Here is an 18,369-nt window from a genome sequence, read left to right on the forward strand (position 1 = left end):
TCTATTTTCTATCTCTAAAAAAAGCGTAAATTTGAACTTCCTCCATTTTCTATAGAGCAGTTTTTTAGATTCCATATAATCAAAGGTTTATATTGGAAAAGTTTTGGAATTTGGAGCTTTAATTTTTGCTATTTAAACTTATGTATTTAATATTCGATACCGAAACAACTGGATTACCAAAGCGTTGGGATGCACCAATTACTGATTCTGATAACTGGCCCCGCTGTATTCAGATTGCGTGGCAGCTTCATGACGAAATGGGACAGCTTATTGAGCATCAGGATTATTTGGTAAAACCAGAAGGATTTAATATTCCGTATGATGCTGAACGTATTCACGGAATCTCTACTGAATTGGCTGAAGCCGATGGAATCTCGCTGGCAGAAGTTTTAGAGAAATTCAATATCGCTTTAAGTAAAACCAAATTTATTGTTGGACAGAATTTAGGTTTCGACGTTAATATTATGGGTGCCGAATTCCATAGAATGGGAGTAGAGTCTCAAATGAGTTCAATGCCAGTTTTGGATACCTGTACTGAAGTTACGGCTTCATTATTACAGCTTCCCGGAGGTCGTGGGGGAAAATTCAAACTTCCAACTCTTACGGAATTACACAGCTATCTTTTCGACCAGCCTTTTGCGGAAGCGCACAATGCAACTGCCGACGTTGAGGCAACTACGCGTTGTTTCCTTGAGTTGGTTAGAAGAGAAGTTTTTACAAAAGAAGAATTAGACGTTCCGAAGGATTATTTCAAAGAATTTCAGGAAAGAAATTCAGAGCCGTTTAAGCTTATTGGTTTAAAACATATCAACTTAAAAGCAGCTTCTGATAAAATCAGAGAACAGCTTAAAGCTTTGCAAGTTGACGATAAACAAACTACCGTTTCAGAATCTGATAAAGCAGATTTTAAAGCAGCAAAATTTGCACATTTACACAATCATACACAGTTTTCGGTTTTGCAATCGACTATCGGAATTGGAAATATTGTGGCAGCTGCAGCCAAAAACGGAATGCCGGCCGTTGCCATGACCGATACGGGAAACATGATGGGGGCTTTTCACTTTGTGAGCGCCGTTATGAACCACAACAAAGCAGCATCTGGAAAAAATAAAGCTTTGGTTGAAGCGGGAGAAGAGCCAACCGAAACTGAGGTAAAACCAATTGTAGGCTGCGAGTTTAATATTTGTGAAAACCATTTAGATAAAAGTAAAAAAGACAACGGTTATCAGGTTGTTTTGCTGGCTAAAAACAAAGCAGGTTATCATAATCTGGCCAAAATGGCTTCGATTGCCTACACTGATGGATTTTATTATGTGCCGAGGATTGACCGTGCGATTGTTGAAAAATACAAAGAAGAGATCATGGTTTTGTCTGGGAATTTATATGGAGAAATTCCAAGTAAAATCCTGAACATTGGTGAAAACCAAGCTGAAGAAGCTTTAGTTTGGTGGAAGGAACAATTTGGCGACGATTTCTATTTGGAAATAATGCGCCACAATCAGGAAGACGAAAACCGTGTCAACAAAACCCTGATTGAATTTTCGCAAAAACACAATGTCAAATTAATTGCGACAAATAATACCTATTATTTAAATAAAGAAGATGCCAATGCACACGATATTTTACTTTGTGTAAAAGACGGAGAAAAGCAGGCAACACCCATCGGACGCGGACGTGGTTATCGTTATGGGCTTCCAAATCAGGAATATTATTTCAAGTCAGAAGAGGAGATGAAAAAACTCTTTTCTGACCTGCCCGAAGCAATTATCAACATTCAGGAAATTATTGATAAGGTCGAAGGATATTCGCTTTACCGAGATGTATTGCTTCCAAAATTTGATATTCCCGACGAATTTATAGTTCCTGAAGATGAAGAAGACGGTGGTGTAAGAGGGGAAAATAAATACTTGCGACACCTTACCATGGAAGGTGCTAAAAGACGTTATGGCGAAATTACCGAATCAATTCAGGAGCGTTTGGATTTTGAATTATTGACGATTTCGAATTCAGGATATCCGGGTTACTTTTTGATTGTTCAGGATTTCATTGCCGAAGCAAGAAAAATGGACGTTTCGGTAGGTCCCGGTCGTGGATCTGCAGCGGGTTCAGCCGTTGCGTATTGTCTAGGAATTACCAATATTGACCCCATTAAATACGATTTACTTTTTGAGCGTTTCCTAAATCCTGACCGTGTATCGATGCCCGATATTGATATCGACTTTGATGATGAGGGTCGTGGACGTGTAATGGATTATGTAATTAATAAATATGGTCAAAAACAGGTAGCACAGATTATCACTTATGGTAAAATGGCAACCAAATCGGCAATTCGTGATACGGCGCGTGTACTGGATTTACCATTGTTTGAAGCTGATAGAATTGCAAAACTGATTCCGGGAATGATGCCGTCAAAATGGAATTTGGCGCGTTTTATTTCTGAAAGCGAAGAGGAAGTAAAAAAAGCACTTCGTTCGGACGAATTTGATAATGTAAAAGAATTAATTGCCATTGCCAACGAAGATGATTTGGCAGGAGAAACCATTCAGCAGGCAAAAATCCTTGAAGGATCGATGCGTAATACGGGAATTCACGCTTGTGGGGTTATCATTACGCCATCGGATATTACGAATTACGTTCCTGTTACAACGGCAAAAGATTCTGATTTATATGTAACACAGTTTGATAACTCGGTTGCAGAAAGTGCCGGACTGCTTAAAATGGACTTCCTGGGTCTGAAGACCCTTACGCTGATAAAAGATACCGTTAAACTGGTAAAATACAGAACAGGAATTGATTTGGATCCAGACACGTTTCCAATTGATGACGAAGAAACGTATGCACTTTTCCAAAGAGGTGAAACGGTTGGAATCTTCCAATACGAGTCACCCGGAATGCAGAAATACATGAAAGATCTAAAGCCAACGGTTTTTGGAGATTTAATTGCCATGAATGCCTTGTATCGTCCGGGACCTTTGGAGTATATTCCGTCTTTCGTTCGAAGAAAAAACGGTGACGAAGAAATCAAATACGATTTAGACGCCTGTGCCGAATATCTATCAGAAACCTACGGAATTACGGTTTACCAGGAGCAGGTAATGCTTTTGTCTCAGTCTTTGGCAGGATTTACAAAGGGTGAGGCCGACGTTTTGCGTAAAGCGATGGGTAAGAAACAAAAAGATGTACTGGATAAAATGAAGCCTAAGTTTGTGGAGCAGGCGGCAGAAAAAGGTCACGATGCCAAAATTCTGGAGAAAATCTGGAAAGACTGGGAAGCTTTTGCGAGTTACGCCTTCAACAAATCGCACTCGACTTGTTATGCGTGGATTGCGTATCAAACCGCTTATTTAAAAGCTCATTATCCGGCAGAATATATGGCTGCGGTTCTTTCGAATAATATGAATGATATCAAACAGGTTTCATTTTTTATGGAAGAATGTAAACGTATGGGATTACAGGTTTTAGGTCCAGACGTAAACGAATCGTACTATAAATTTACAGTAAACGATAATTATGCCGTTCGTTTTGGAATGGGTGCTATTAAAGGTGTTGGTTCCGGAGCCGTTGAAACAATCGTAGAAAACAGAAAAGACGGAAGATATAAATCCATTTTTGATTTGGCGAAACGAATCGATTTGCGTGCAGCCAATAAAAAAGCAATTGAAAACTTAGCACTTGCCGGAGGATTTGATTCTTTTGAAGGAACTACAAGAGCGCAATATTTCCATGATGATGGCGACGGAATTACATTTTACGAAAAAGCGATGCGTTACGGATCGAAATTTCAGGAAAATGAAAATTCATCGCAAGTAAGTTTATTTGGAGAAACCAGCGAAGTGCAGATTGCAGAACCGGTTGTACCGCCATGTGAGGACTGGAGTACAATGGAAAAACTAGCTAAGGAAAAAGAGGTGGTTGGGATTTATATTTCCGGACATCCGCTTGATGATTTTAGATTTGAGATGAAATACTTCTGCAATGCCCGATTAGAAGTGTTGAAAAGCATGAATGAATATGTAGGTAAAAATCTAAACTTTGCCGGAATCATTAACAATGTACAGCATCGTGTAGCCAAAAACGGAAAAGGCTGGGCTGTATTTAATCTGGAAGGATATGACGAGAGTTATGAGTTTAAAATTTTTGGTGAAGAATATTTAAAATTCCGCCATTTCCTGATTCAGAATAATTTCGCCTACTTAAAAATATTGATAAAAGATGGCTGGGTAAATCATGATACAGGTAAAAAATCAGATCCAAGAATGCAGTTTGTTGAGGTGCGGCAATTGCAGGATATTCTGGAAGCATTTGCTAAAAAACTGATTCTTTTATTAGATATCAAAGATTTACAAACTGAATTTATTCATAGATTAAGCCAACTGTTTAATGAAAACAAAGGAGATAATTCTGTAAGTTTTGAGATTATGGAAATCGAAAATGTAAAGCGTTTAGTTGAGGTTGAAACCACCAGTGAGTTTGAAGGAAATGATGATGCCGTTTTTGAAGATGTAAATGAAGATAACGAAACTGTTGCCGGAGAAGCTAAAATGCAGGAAGTAAAAGAAGTCGAAGAAGTAAAAGTCGTAACAAAATTAACGATGCCAAGCAGAAGGTTAAAAGTTAGGATTTGTACTGAACTTCTTCAGGAATTAGAGAAAATGCAGGTAAATTTCAAACTGAATTAAATTTTAACAGTTAAAATTTAATGGAATGTATTTTTTTTAAGTTAAAATTATGCATGCATAATACTTTTTTAGTAATATTGCCTGAAATTACAACGATTTCGTTCCAAGTCTAACAATGCAAATTATAAGAATATGTTAAAAAATTCTAAGTTTGTATAAATTAATTAAATCAGAATTATGAAAAAGAACCTATTTTTATTAGGACTATTAGTTTGCTCTATCGCTACAATGGCGCAGACAGAAAAAACAGACAAACCAGAAAGCTGGTATTTTAAATTGGGAGGATCATATTTTATCCAAACTGCTGCTGCCGAGTTCCCAACTGTATCAGGAGCGTTGCCTAATACAGATGTTTATGCTGCCGATGGTACGACTTTAATTTCTAGAGAAACTAATCATGGTTCTTTTGGACAAGGATTCCGTACAGGTTTAACCGCTGGATATCGTTTTACGCCGCGTTTAGGTGCTGAGTTAGGATTTAATTACTTTAACAGCGCAGATAAAACTATGGTTCAAACCACAAATAGATTAGTAGCGGCCGGACCAACTTTTGCAACTGGTAAAGCGGTAGGAAAACTTGAAGCTTTTGATATTGCTCCAGCAATCGTTTTGTTTTTAGGAGAAACTCATGGTTTTGAGCCTTATACTAAAGTTGGGGTTATTGTTCCTGTTCATGGCACTTTAGAAATTGAAACCACCAGAACGTATACTAACCCTGCGGGAGTAACAAATACTTATACTAAAGATGTTATTAAGCCAAACCCAACAGTTGGATTTACTGCTGCATTAGGAACATCTTATAAATTAGGTACACATATTTCTCTTTTTGCTGAATTAGAATACCGTAACTTTACAGTACACGGAAAAACAAAAGAAACAGAAATATATACTGAAAACGGTGTAGATAAATTAAACACTCCTACAGCTTTCCGTGCAGATGCATCATATTCTGCAAGCCATACTAGATATGTAAAGCAAATTAATACTACTTCAAATAGTAAAGTAACTAATGCAGCTGGTTTTGATAATACTAAAGCAACTGATGATATTAGTTCTTATGTTGGAATCTCTGGTCTAGGATTTACTTTTGGTCTTAAATACAGTCTATAATTTTTTATAGAAGTTTATAGTTTTTTGAAGAAAGGATATTCGCGAGAATATCCTTTTTGTTTTTTTGTCATTTCGATGAAAGGAGAAATGACAAGATTTATTAAATTGCCTCCAGCTTTAGCTGGAGGTCGATAGGATTAAATTTAAAAAGGCTTTAGCCAAATAAACGTTTTGGCTAAAGCCTTTTAAGCTTGCTATTATTAAATCTCCAGCTAAAGCTGGAGGCATTGAAATATTAAGATTTAGAATTCCTAAACTCCTTCAAAACTTCATCAATAACCCAAGTTGTTCTCGCTCCTGAAATTCCTTTTGATGGAGAAGCATCTTTTTTACCTAAAAGCTCTGTAATAACGGTTTCAATAAATGGCTGCTGAATATGAAGCGGATTCTCAATTGTAATACTTTCTTTTTGTCCATTTGCATATTGAATATGTATTGGATCATTTCCGAAAGTTGAAAACGAGATTTTACCTTTATCCCCTACAATTTCAGTATTGTCATAACGTTCAAAACTGGCAAAATTCCACAAACCAGATCCGTGAATTCCGTTTTCAAATAAAAAGGACATCGAAACCGAATCTTCAGCCGGATAAGCTTGCAATTGAGAAGTCGCATGTCCGCGAACAGATTTTATCGGACCTAAAACAAAATCCAGAAAATCTAACGTATGGCAGGCCAGATCAACAAAAATACCACCGCCTGAAATATGAGGTAAAACCGTCCACGGAAGATTAATTTCGTCGTCATAACGAGCTTCAAACGGATGGTATAAAACAGTATTTACATGTCGTATGTTTCCTAATTTTCCCTTGTCAATTATTTCTTTTATTTTTAAAAAACGAGGCAGACCTCTTCTGTAGTAAGCAACAAATAAAGGAACATTATGTTCTTTGCAAGCACTGATCATTTCATTGCATTCTTGAAAAGTCAAAGCCATTGGTTTTTCAACATACACAGGCTTTCCGGCTTTTGCACACAAAAGAGTATATTCTTTATGAGAAGATGGTGGCGTAGCAATATAAACCGCATCAACTTCAGGATCGTTTATTAAATCTGCTGCATTCGAATACCATTTCGGGACATTATGGCGTTTGGCATAATCTTCGGCAAGCTTTGCATCTCTACGCATCACAGCAACCAAAGCAGAATTCGGAGCTCTCTGAAAAGCTGGTCCGCTTTTTACTTCCGTCACATTCCCACAGCCTATAATTCCCCACTTTATAATTTTCATCGTTTAGTTATTTCAGTTATTCAAATTTAAGGAAAAAAGTTAGCCACGAATTCACGAATTATTTTTCACGCAGATTTAAAAGGATTTGAGCAGATTCACGCAGATTTTTATTAATTAAATCAGTTTAGATCTGCCTAAATCTGCATGGAAAAAAATAATAAAGCCACAGATTAAAAAGATTTTCACAGATTTTAAAATCCATTTAATCCTTTTAATCTGTGGCAAAAAAAATAACCACAAATTCACAAAATTAAATTCGTGAATTCGTGGCTATAAAATTTTAACTTAAAGTCTTACTCCTTAGGTAAAGCTTTAAATCCCATATTATAAAGTGTGAAAGCCTGAATGTCTACATTTTCCTGGATTGTAGCCGCAACAGATTTTCCTGCGCCGTGACCTGCTTTTACATCAATTCTAATCAAAACAGGATTTTCTCCTGCTTGCTTGTCTTGCAATTCAGCAGCAAATTTAAAACTATGTGCCGGAACAACACGATCATCATGATCTCCGGTTGTAACCATTGTTGCCGGATATTTAGTACCGCTTTTAACGTTTTGAACAGGAGAATACCCTTTTAAATATTCAAACATTTCTTTGCTGTCCTGAGCTGTTCCGTAATCGTAAGCCCAACCCGCACCGGCTGTAAAAGTATGGTAACGAAGCATATCCATAACACCAACTGCTGGCAAAGCTACTTTCATTAAATCAGGACGCTGAGTCATAATTGCACCTACTAATAAACCTCCGTTAGATCCTCCGCGAATCGCTAAATAATCAGATGAAGTATACTTTTGAGCAATTAGGTATTCTGCAGCAGCAATAAAATCATCAAACACATTTTGTTTTTGAAGTTTTGTTCCCGCATCATGCCATTTTTTACCGTATTCACCGCCGCCTCTTAAATTGGCAACCGCATAAACACCTCCGTTTTCCATCCAAACCGCATTCGAAATACTAAATGCAGGAGTCAAACTAATGTTAAACCCGCCGTAACCGTAAAGAATCGTTGGGTTTTTGCCGTCTAATTTTGTTCCTTTTTTATACGTAATAATCATAGGAACTTTTGTACCGTCTTTTGAAGTATAGAAAACTTGCTTAGATTCATAATCTTCACTTTTAAAATCAACTTTTGGTTTTTGATACACTTCTGATTTACCAGATTTTGGTTCAAAAGAAAAAATGGTTCCCGGAGTTGTATAGTTTGTAAAGCTGTAGTATAAAGTCTTTTCTTCTTTTTTTGCACCAAATCCTCCGGCAGTTCCAACTGCAGGAAGTTTAATTTCGCGAATTAGTTTTCCGCTGTAATCATATTGTAAAACTAACGAAACAGCATCTTTTGTATAATTGGCAAAAAAGTATCCGCCGCCTGTAGATGGAGATAAAACATTCTCTGTTTCTTTAATAAAATCTTTCCAGTTTTCCTGTTTAGGATTGCTGAAATCTACAGTAACCACACGTCCGTTAGGGGCGTTATAATCCGTTTGTATGAATAATTTACTTCCTTCGTTTTCGATAATATTATTATCACTGTTAAAGTTATCTACAATGGTAATAATCGGACTGTTTGGCGTTTTTAAATCTTTAATATAAAGTTCATTTCCGTAAGTCGAATTAGCAGCCGTAATTACTAAATAATGATTGTCTTCGGTAACGTAACCGCCAACATACCTTCTTTTTTGATCTGCACCAAAAATTACTTTATCTTCTTTTTGAGAAGTTCCCAATTTATGAAAATACAATTTGTGCTGGTCTGTTTTTGCAGAAAGCTCACTTCCTTTTGGTTTATCATAACTAGAATAATAAAAACCTTCATTTCCAAGCCATGAAACACCGCTGAATTTTACATCAACCAAAGTATCTTCCAGAACTTTTTTAGAAACTGCATCAATAATAATCACTTTTCTCCAGTCGCTTCCACCTTCAGAAATAGAATATGCCGCTTTGTTTCCATCTTTAGAAAAATCTAATCCGCCAAGCGAAGTTGTCCCGTCTTTTGAGAAAGTATTCGGATCCAGAAAAACTTCTTCTTTTCCGTTTTGGTCTTTTCTGTAAATAACAGATTGATTTTGAAGCCCATTATTTTTAGAATAATAAGTAAACTTTCCTTCTTTTGATGGGGCACCTATTTTTTCATAATTCCAAAGTTTTTCCATTCGCTTTTTAAGTGCTGAACGAAACGGAATTTTATCTAAATATCCATAAGTTACTTCGTTTTCAGCTTTTACCCAAGCACCAGTTTCAGCAGATTTATCATCTTCAAGCCAGCGGTATGGATCGCTTACTTTTGTATCGAAATATATGTCGACAGTTTCTCCTTTTTTAGTTTCCGGGTACTGAATTTTATTTTGCCCAAACGAAATTCCTGCAGTTGTAATTGCCATTATAAGAAAGGTTTTTTTCATAGTTTTTGATTAACAGTTGTAGCAAAAATAGTACTTTTTGTTGTGAAAATAATTTAAACCATATAAGTTATATAAGTTCATTTAATTTAAGGTCAAGCTTATATTTAGCAGGATAACTCATTTAAAGAATAAAGAATTAAACCATATGAGTTATATGAGCTTATTTAATTTAAGACTTAGCTTTTATTTACTTATATAACTTATATGGTTTAAAAAATGTTATAAATTGAAATTAACGCCCAGAACGATGTTTCTTCCAATATTTGGAATTCCATCTGTTTTTAATCTTGAAAGGTGCGCAATGTATTTTTTGTCGAATAAATTGTTTCCGTTCAGGTTGATGTCAAAAGCCGTTTTACCCAATTTTACCGTTCCTCCAAAACCTAAATTAACCAAAGTATAACCTTTAGAAGCAGTTTCGAAACCACTCACATTATCCTGGCTGAAAGTTGAAGATACATTTAATGAAGCAAAACCTTCACTTAACCAGTTTTTGATGTTAAATTCTGTTCTAAGCGTATTATTCCAGTTGTTGGCAGGAATCAGCGGTAAGTAATCATTATTGTCTTTTTTACCAGTTACGGTTTCAAAACTAGTTTCAAAATGTAACCAGTCTAAAGGATGCGGATGAAAATGTATACCAGCTTCACCTCCGTACAATTGTGCATTATCCTGAACATAAGCAAAAACATCATTATCGTCACGAGTTTCTCCGGTTGGGGAAGTATAGATATAATTGTTTACGTGATTGTAAAAACCGTTTACGAAAAACTCAAAATGCGTGTTTTTGTATTCTAAATTTAAATCAGTTTGAACATTTTGTTCTGTTTTCAAATTGGCGTTTCCAATCTCATAGCGGTTTGTTCCTTCGTGAACCCCGTTTGAGGTTAACTCCGCTAAGTTTGGCGCTCTAAATCCGGTTGCAACATTTAAACGAAGCGTAAACGGTTCTGCCAATTTTGTTTTATATCCTAAAGAAGCATTAAAACTGTCAAAAGATCTGTCTAAAGCCTGAAAATAACCTTCTTCACCTTCAATTCCGTGTGGGTCAGAAGTAACGTTTCTGTTGTCAAAACGTAATCCGGTTTGTAAAACACTGTTGTTCCATTCGTAATTTGCAGTTCCAAAAACACCAAAATCATTTGTTGTTGCATCTGGAATTAAATATTCTTCACCAGAATTTTTATTCGTTTGATGCATTCCCTGAACCCCAAAAATGGTTTCGATTTTTCCGAATTTAGGAAAGTGATATTTTAAGTTGTAATTCAAAGTATTTAATCTCATGTGAAGTGAAGGATCATTGCTGTCTTCAAACTCACTTCTGTCATTTGAAATATATCCTAAATCAACATCAAGTTTTGAGTTTTCAAAAAAGATAACATTGTTTAAACTCAATAAATGATTAAAAATTCCCTGCCTAGGGAACTGTGTGTCTTTGCTTGAAGATTGTTCTGCAATTCCATCTTCAGGCATTCCAATATCCAGCTTATTGTAATTGTATCTTAAAACACTTGAGAAGCTTGAGTTACTGTAACCAATTCCGGTTTTAAAATCAGTTTCATTATAGCGCGAATTTGTTACGCGGTCGCCACCGGAAATTTTGTAATCAGAATGTGTGTTGTAACTTCCACGCGCCAGAAATTTCCAATTATCTGTAGACGTTTTTAATCCAATAGAAGAATTACTTCCTTCTGTATTCGTAAAATATTTTTGACTGAAATTAGCTTTAAAAGTACCGGCATCAGCAAATTTTTCAGGATTGAAGTATAAAACTCCTCCTAAAGCGTCAGAACCGTACAATAGCGATGCAGGGCCTTTAATAACTTCGACACTTTCAATTCCGGCATCGTTTAAGCCTAAACCATGCTCATCTCCAAACTGCTGGTTTTCGATACGAACACCTTGAGAATACACTAAAACACGGTTACCGCTCAATCCGCGAATTACCGGCTTCCCAATAGAAGTTCCGGTAGAAATCTGCGAAACCCCGGGAATTGTAGCCAAACCTTCAATTAAAGTCGAAGTTCCTTTTTGCTGTAAAGTTTTAATGCTTTCATGCTCAATTTTCATTACGTTTTGAGATTGCAGTTTGTTGAAAGGAGTAGAAACCACAACTTCATCCATTTCTAAAATCGATTCTTCGAGCGTTACATCAATGGTATTTTGTTTTACTAATTTGGGGATGTTTTTATTTTGAGTGGCATATCCAACATAAGAAAAAGACAGACGAAGATTTCCGTTTGGAAGATTGTTTAATTCATATTTTCCGTTTACATCAGTTGTTGTTCCTTTATGCAGTTCCGGTGCGTAAACAGAAACGCCAGGTAAAGGTTGATTTTGATTGTCAGTTACTGTTCCTGAAACCGAATTCTGGGCAGAAAGTAAGCCCGAAAACCCTAAAACAAGGGCAATTATTAATTTTTTCATTTGAAAATTTTGCTATAGTTAAATGGATTTTCTTTTTTTAAATGAAAATTAAACTAACAGTACAGCATTCTAATCCTAATTTAATAAACAGGATCAGGAAACTCAAAGTTGTTTTTGAATTTAGATTTTAAAAAAAGAGATGTTGAATTATTAAGAAACTAAAGCTGCAGGAGGACCTCGTAATAAATACGAAGTTTTTGAAATAGAAAAAACCTTTTCTAAAAGCGGGAAAAAATAAGGAATCTCGCTGTCAAAAGAATTAAATTTAATAGAAAAACTTTCCGGGACAATGTAACTTCCAAAAGCAAAATTACAAACGTAACATAAATCGTAATTATGGTGCTGATGCGTTATTTCACCGCTCGGATCATTATAATCGTGATGGCACTGCTTTTCTGAAAGCTGTTTTACAATATGCTCATAACTGTGTATGGACTGAAACAATATCGAGAACAATATTGTTACAGCAAATGAAAAACTTAATATGAGCTGTTTTTTCTTCATACACAACAAAGGTATAAAAGATCGTATAAATACAAATTCATTTTTTGAATTCTGTTGCAGATTATTTGAAAAAAGTTCAGCAAACACAATTATTATTAGTCAAAAACAGAATAATTGCTTTCTAATCGCTTCCTGAACTATCATTATATTATATTTGTAAGTGAAATAAATTGATTCTATTGAGCGTTTATTTTGTAAAACCTCTTTTAAATTCAAAAAATTATATGCGATTTCTTTTTAGCTGTTTGTTTTTAGTTTCATTTTTTAATGCTTTTTCGCAAGAAGATGTCAAAGCAGAAATAAAACCTATAGTTAAAATAGATTCTTTGTATAGAGAAGACCAGTTTTATTTTTCTGTAACCTATAATATGTTTACGGATATCCCTCAAAAATTCAAACAAAACAAATTTTCCCTTGGACTTTCGGGTGGGTTTTTACGCGATATGCCAATTAATAAATCGAGAACAGTTGCAATTGCAACTGGTTTAGGATTTAGTTATCAAAATTACTATCAGAATTTTGGTATTTCAAAAGATGGGACCGGAGCAATAGTTTATAATGTTGTAGATGCAGGAGATATTGCTTCAAATCGATACAAACAATACTCTGTAGAGTTTCCGATAGAGTTTAGATGGCGTAATTCTACTTATGAAAGTACCAAATTCTGGAGAATTTACGGCGGAGTAAAATTGAGTTATATATTCTCTAATACTTCAGTTTTAGACGATGGCGAAAACACATATCGAATAAATAATAATGACGCTATTAATAAATTCCAATACGGTCCATATATTTCTGCAGGTTACAACACCTGGAATGTTTATTTGTATTATGGTTTGAGTCCGTTATTTAAAGATGGCGTTACAACATTAAGCGGAGAAAAAGTTACCATGAAAACGCTCAATGCAGGATTAATATTTTATATTTTATAACCACAAATACAAAAATAATACCTGAGGTAAAACGCCAATTAATAACCCAATCAATATTTCTTTTGGCGTATGAGCATCCATTTCTAATCGTGATGAAGCCACAATTCCAGACAATAAAATTAACAATGCGCCCCAATACGGATTGTGCATTTGTAAATGAATATTTAATCCAATTGCAAAAATTGTAAATCCTGTAAGAGCTGTCATGTGCAGACTGGCTTTAATTTTAAAAAGCGAACAGACCAATGCTAATATTGTACTAAACAGCGCACCCAGAAAAAAGAAATGAAGTTCAGGATAACGCGTAATTACGATACTTCTTTTTACTAATAAAATATATAAAAAGCACTGTAAAATAAGAGGAATTCGGCGTTGAGAGTTTTCTGGAAGCATCATCGATTTTACGTGTCCGGTAGAACGAAGCAGCATAAAAAATAAAACGGGAACTATAATTGTAATGACTAAAATTTGAAACAGAACAAAATATTTTTCCTGCATTGTAAAAATATCTTCTTTACAATAAAGGTATAATAGTGCTGCATACATCGATATAAAAATCGGATGAAGTATATAGGAGAATATCGGAAGTATTTTTTTCAAAACGTATTATTTTGTGGTATTGAACAAATATAAGGAATTAATGTTTTTTGCCACGAATATTTAGTTTTTCTCGCCTCGAATTGCACTAATTTCTACGAATTTATTTTAAAATATGTGGAAAGTTTTGCCACAGATTAAAAGGATTAAAAGGATTTCTAATCTGTGAGAATCTTTTTAATCTGTGGCAAAAAAATAAAAAAATAATTCGTGGAAATTAGTGTAATTCGCGGCAAACCTTTTTTTAAATTTGACAAAAAGAAATTTCTAAATGAGCATAAATTTAAAAAGCCTTATTTCGGTTTTTAACGCTGAATGGATAGGTTCAGAATCAGATATTTTTGTTGATCATATTTCGATCGACAGCCGTTCTTTACAAAACGGGTCTAAAACATTGTTTATTACCCTTTCCGGGGTTAACAATGATGCTCATTTGTACATTTCAGAATTGATAGAAAAAGGCGTTCAGAACTTTGTCGTTCAGTATATTCCCGAAAATGTAAAAGGAAAAGCGAATTTTTTCGTGGTAAAAAATACTCGCAAAGCACTTCAGGAACTCGCAGGTTATCATCGTGATTTATTTGATTTTCCAATAATTGGTTTAACGGGAAGCAACGGAAAAACCATCGTAAAAGAATGGCTTAATTTCCTGCTGAGTCCGGATTATAATATTATCCGAAACCCAAAAAGTTATAATTCACAAGTTGGCGTTCCGCTTTCTGTGATTGCCATAAATGAGAAACATAATTTAGGAATTTTCGAAGCCGGGATTTCGACGGTAAACGAAATGGTTAACCTTGAAAAAATCATCAAACCAAATATTGGTGTTTTAACCAGTATAGGTTCTGCGCATGATGAAGGTTTTGAAAATCTGAATCATAAAATCAAAGAAAAATTATTGTTTTTCAAAAAATCAGCAGTAATTATTTATCAAAAAAATGAATTGGTAGACCAATGTCTTTTAGATTTTTCTGTTAAATATCCACTAGAGAACAGAACTTTATTTTCATGGAGTTTTACAGATGCTTCTGCAGATGTTTTTATTTTGAAAAAAGAAACCAAAAGCGATTCGACAACCATTAAATATCAATATAAAGACAAAGTTTTTAATTTAGAAATTCCGTTTAGTGATTCGGCTTCTATAGAAAATACTATTTCATGTTTATTGGTTTTACTGTATTTTAATTATGATTTCGAGGTTATTCAAAATCGGGTGCAATTACTTTATCCGGTTGAAATGCGCCTTGAAGTTAAAAACGGAATCAACAATTGCAGTTTAATTGATGATAGTTACAGCTCAGATTTTCAATCGCTGAAAATTGCTTTGGATTTTCTGGAAAGCCAAAAAAAGAACGCTTCAAAAACGGTTATTTTGTCGGATATTTTTCAAAGCGGATTTTCAAATGAAGAACTCTATTCAAAAGTTGCTCAGTTAATTTCAGATAATAAAATCAATCGCATAATTGGTGTCGGGGCAACTATTTCATCTTTTGCAGCCAAGTTTCCAAACAGTACCATGTTTCAAAATACTGCCGAATTTATTGATGCAGTCGAGGACCTGAATTTCAATAACGAAACTATTTTAATAAAAGGTGCACGATCATTTCAGTTTGAGGAAATAGTTTCGCTGCTTGAAGAAAAAACACATGAAACGGTTCTTGAAATTAACCTTGATGCCATAAATCATAATTTAAATTACTTTAAATCAAAACTGGCCGACGATGTAAAAATCATGGTTATGGTTAAAGCTTTTGGTTACGGAAACGGCGGACTTGAAATTGCAAAATTACTCGAACATAATAAGGTTAATTATTTAGGTGTGGCTTTCGCCGATGAAGGAATTTCGCTGAAAAACGGCGGAATCAAACTGCCAATTATGGTTTTAAATCCAGAATCGACCAGTTTTCCGTCCATCATTCAATATAAATTAGAACCTGAAATTTACAGTATAAAAGGATTAAATGCCTTCTTGAAAATTGCCAGAGAAAAGAATTTGAAAGATTTTCCTATTCATATAAAACTCGATACAGGAATGCATCGTTTGGGGTTTGAAGATGATACTATAGATGAATTGATTGCAACCTTAAAAGGAAATTCGACCGTTCGTGTTCAGAGTATTTTATCGCATTTGGCGACGAGCGACGATTTGAATCATTATGATTTTGTCATTTCGCAGATTAATTTATTCGAGAAATTATCTTCAAAATTAATGATGGAATTAAATATAAAACCAATTCGTCATATTTTAAATACTTCCGGAATCAGCAATTTCCCAGATGCACAATATAATATGGTTCGTTTGGGAATTGGTTTATATGGCGTTTCCAATGACCCGCTAGAACAAAAATATCTGGAAAATGTAGGCACGTTAAAATCGATTATTTCGCAGGTTCGTACCATTTCAGTAGGCGACAGCGTAGGTTACGGGCGTCGTTTCATGGCCGAAAAAGAAACAAAAATTGCCACAATCCCAATTGGATATGCAGACGGAATTTCGAGATTATGGGGCAATCAGGTTGGTTTTGTAACCATTAAAAATCAAAAAGCCTATATCGTAGGAAGCGTCTGTATGGATATGCTAATGGTTGATGTAAGTCATATCGACTGCAAAGAAGGCGATTCGGTAATTATTTTCGGCGAAAGCCCAACAGTTATTGAAATGGCCGATGCTTTAAAAACCATTCCGTATGAGATTATGACGAGTATTTCGCAGCGTGTGAAACGAGTATTTTTTAGGTAGATTTAAGAAACTTTCAGGTAATTTACGTATTTTCGTATTAAATTATTTATAAATATAAACAAGTCAATTATGGGATTTTTTTCAGAATTTAAGGAATTTGCAATGAAAGGCAACGTTGTTGATCTGGCTGTCGGTGTGATTATTGGAGCTGCTTTTGGTAAAATTGTGAGCTCATTTATAGAAGATGTTATTACACCACTGCTATTAAAACCGGCTTTAGATGCTGCACATTTATCAACTATCGAAGAACTAACAGCATTTGGGGGTGTTAAGTACGGTTTGTTTGTTTCGGCAGTAATTAACTTTATAATTGTTGCTTTTGTTTTGTTTCTGATAATTAAAGCAATAAACCATGCAAAAAAGAAAGGTGCTGCACCGCCGCCGCCAGCAGGACCGACACAAGAAGAATTGCTTACACAAATTAGAGATTTATTAAAAAATAAATAAAAATATACCGCTGCACTAATTCTAACTTAACCGCTTCTTGATTGGAGCGGTTTTTTTAATGAATTGTTTAATTTGTAACATTTTGTTATTTTTTGTGAAGCATGTTGTTTTCGTTTTTATTATAACTATTTTTGCAGAGTAAATTAGATTAATTGATATTAAAAATATAAAAATGAGAATAGCGGTTGTAGGTGCTACCGGAATGGTTGGCGAGATAATGCTTAAAGTTTTAGCAGAAAGAAATTTTCCTGTTACAGAATTAATTCCTGTTGCATCTGAAAAATCAATTGGAAAAGAAATTGAATTTAAAGGGACAAAATATAAAGTTGTTGGAATGCAGACTGCTGTAGATATGAAAGCAGATATCGCAGTTTTCTCTGCAGGTGGAGATACTTCATTAGAATGGGCTCCAAAATTTGCTGCAGCCGGAACAACTGTTATCGACAACTCATCGGCATGGAGAATGGACCCAACTAAGAAATTAGTAGTTCCAGAAATCAATGCATCTGTATTAACAAAAGAAGATAAAATTATTGCAAACCCAAACTGCTCTACTATTCAAATGGTATTGGCTTTGGCTCCTTTACATAAAAAATACAACATTAAAAGAATCATTGTTTCTACTTACCAATCTATCACAGGAACTGGTGTAAAAGCAGTGAAACAATTAGAAAATGAGTATGCAGGAATTCAGGGTGATATGGCTTACAAATATCCAATTCATAGAAATGCAATCCCGCACTGCGATAGTTTTGAAGAAAATGGGTACACTAAAGAAGAAATGAAATTAGTTCGCGAAACTCAAAAAATCCTTGGTGATAACACTATTAGAGTTACAGCTACCGCAGTTCGTGTACCGGTTGTTGGTGGACACAGTGAAGCAGTAAATGTTGAGTTTACAAATGATTTCGATGTAAACGAAGTTCGCGAAATTTTACACAATACTGATGGAGTAGTGGTACAGGATAATTTAGATACATTCACTTACCCAATGCCATTATATGCAGAAGGTAAAAATGATGTTTTTGTTGGAAGAATTCGTCGTGACGAGAGCCAGCCAAATACATTAAACATGTGGATAGTTGCTGATAACTTAAGAAAAGGCGCAGCAACAAATACAATTCAAATTGCTGAATATTTAATCGCAGCAGGTTTGGTATAACTAGAGATTAAAGAAAATTGTTATAAAGAAAAAGCCGTAATTGCAGCAATGTAATTACGGCTTTTTTGATGCCTTCTATTTGTATATTGTAAACAGAAACCCTACAGGTTTTAAAACCCTGTAGGGTTTAAATCGTAA

Annotated in this window: 11 protein-coding genes; 6 read left to right on the forward strand and 5 right to left on the reverse strand. The window is 34.9% G+C overall.

What is annotated here, in order from left to right:
- Window positions 1-140: 140 nt before the first annotated feature.
- A complete protein-coding gene (gene dnaE / locus AABD74_RS06350) occupies window positions 141-4,679 on the forward strand; it encodes a DNA polymerase III subunit alpha (protein ID WP_232677549.1) in 4,539 nt (1,512 codons plus the stop codon).
- Between the two features lie 177 nt (window positions 4,680-4,856).
- Complete coding sequence (locus tag AABD74_RS06355) at window positions 4,857-5,789, forward strand: outer membrane beta-barrel protein (RefSeq protein ID WP_232677547.1); 933 nt, start codon at window positions 4,857-4,859, stop codon at window positions 5,787-5,789.
- A gap of 235 nt (window positions 5,790-6,024) precedes the next feature.
- Here the strand turns inward: AABD74_RS06355 and AABD74_RS06360 are convergent, their stop codons facing one another.
- The 4 genes from AABD74_RS06360 to AABD74_RS06375 form a co-directional block, all read right to left on the reverse strand.
- Window positions 6,025-7,020 (reverse strand): Gfo/Idh/MocA family protein, encoded by a 996-nt coding sequence (locus AABD74_RS06360; protein ID WP_406845007.1) that lies wholly within the window; start codon window positions 7,018-7,020, stop codon window positions 6,025-6,027.
- Between the two features lie 293 nt (window positions 7,021-7,313).
- Window positions 7,314-9,422: a prolyl oligopeptidase family protein gene (locus AABD74_RS06365; protein ID WP_406845008.1), complete on the reverse strand. Its 2,109-nt coding sequence runs from the start codon at window positions 9,420-9,422 to the stop codon at window positions 7,314-7,316.
- A 219-nt stretch (window positions 9,423-9,641) separates the two neighbouring features.
- Window positions 9,642-11,849: a TonB-dependent receptor gene (locus AABD74_RS06370; RefSeq protein ID WP_406845009.1), complete on the reverse strand. Its 2,208-nt coding sequence runs from the start codon at window positions 11,847-11,849 to the stop codon at window positions 9,642-9,644.
- Window positions 11,850-11,999: 150 nt separating this feature from the next.
- Window positions 12,000-12,353 carry a hypothetical protein gene (locus AABD74_RS06375; RefSeq protein ID WP_232677531.1) on the reverse strand — a complete coding sequence of 118 codons (354 nt, stop codon included), beginning with the start codon at window positions 12,351-12,353 and terminating at the stop codon, window positions 12,000-12,002.
- 224 nt (window positions 12,354-12,577) lie between these two features.
- Between AABD74_RS06375 and AABD74_RS06380 the strand changes: the two genes are divergently transcribed.
- Window positions 12,578-13,285 (forward strand): porin family protein, encoded by a 708-nt coding sequence (locus tag AABD74_RS06380; protein WP_406845010.1) that lies wholly within the window; start codon window positions 12,578-12,580, stop codon window positions 13,283-13,285.
- On the opposite strand, the gene AABD74_RS06385 is transcribed toward AABD74_RS06380, so the two are convergent.
- A complete protein-coding gene (locus AABD74_RS06385) occupies window positions 13,280-13,885 on the reverse strand; it encodes a hypothetical protein (RefSeq protein ID WP_232677526.1) in 606 nt (201 codons plus the stop codon). The two genes, AABD74_RS06380 and AABD74_RS06385, sit on opposite strands and share 6 nt — an antisense overlap.
- A 268-nt stretch (window positions 13,886-14,153) precedes the next feature.
- On the opposite strand from AABD74_RS06385, the gene AABD74_RS06390 reads away from it, so the two are divergent.
- From AABD74_RS06390 to AABD74_RS06400, 3 genes are all read left to right on the forward strand, one after another.
- A complete protein-coding gene (locus tag AABD74_RS06390; protein ID WP_406845011.1) occupies window positions 14,154-16,622 on the forward strand; it encodes a bifunctional UDP-N-acetylmuramoyl-tripeptide:D-alanyl-D-alanine ligase/alanine racemase in 2,469 nt (822 codons plus the stop codon).
- 69 nt (window positions 16,623-16,691) lie between these two features.
- A complete protein-coding gene (gene mscL / locus AABD74_RS06395; protein WP_232677521.1) occupies window positions 16,692-17,069 on the forward strand; it encodes a large conductance mechanosensitive channel protein MscL in 378 nt (125 codons plus the stop codon).
- Window positions 17,070-17,241: 172 nt separating this feature from the next.
- Complete coding sequence (locus AABD74_RS06400) at window positions 17,242-18,231, forward strand: aspartate-semialdehyde dehydrogenase (protein WP_406845012.1); 990 nt, start codon at window positions 17,242-17,244, stop codon at window positions 18,229-18,231.
- The last annotated feature ends 138 nt before the right edge of the window (window positions 18,232-18,369 follow it).

Source organism: Flavobacterium soyae, assembly GCF_045348165.1.
GTDB lineage: Bacteria > Bacteroidota > Bacteroidia > Flavobacteriales > Flavobacteriaceae > Flavobacterium > Flavobacterium soyae.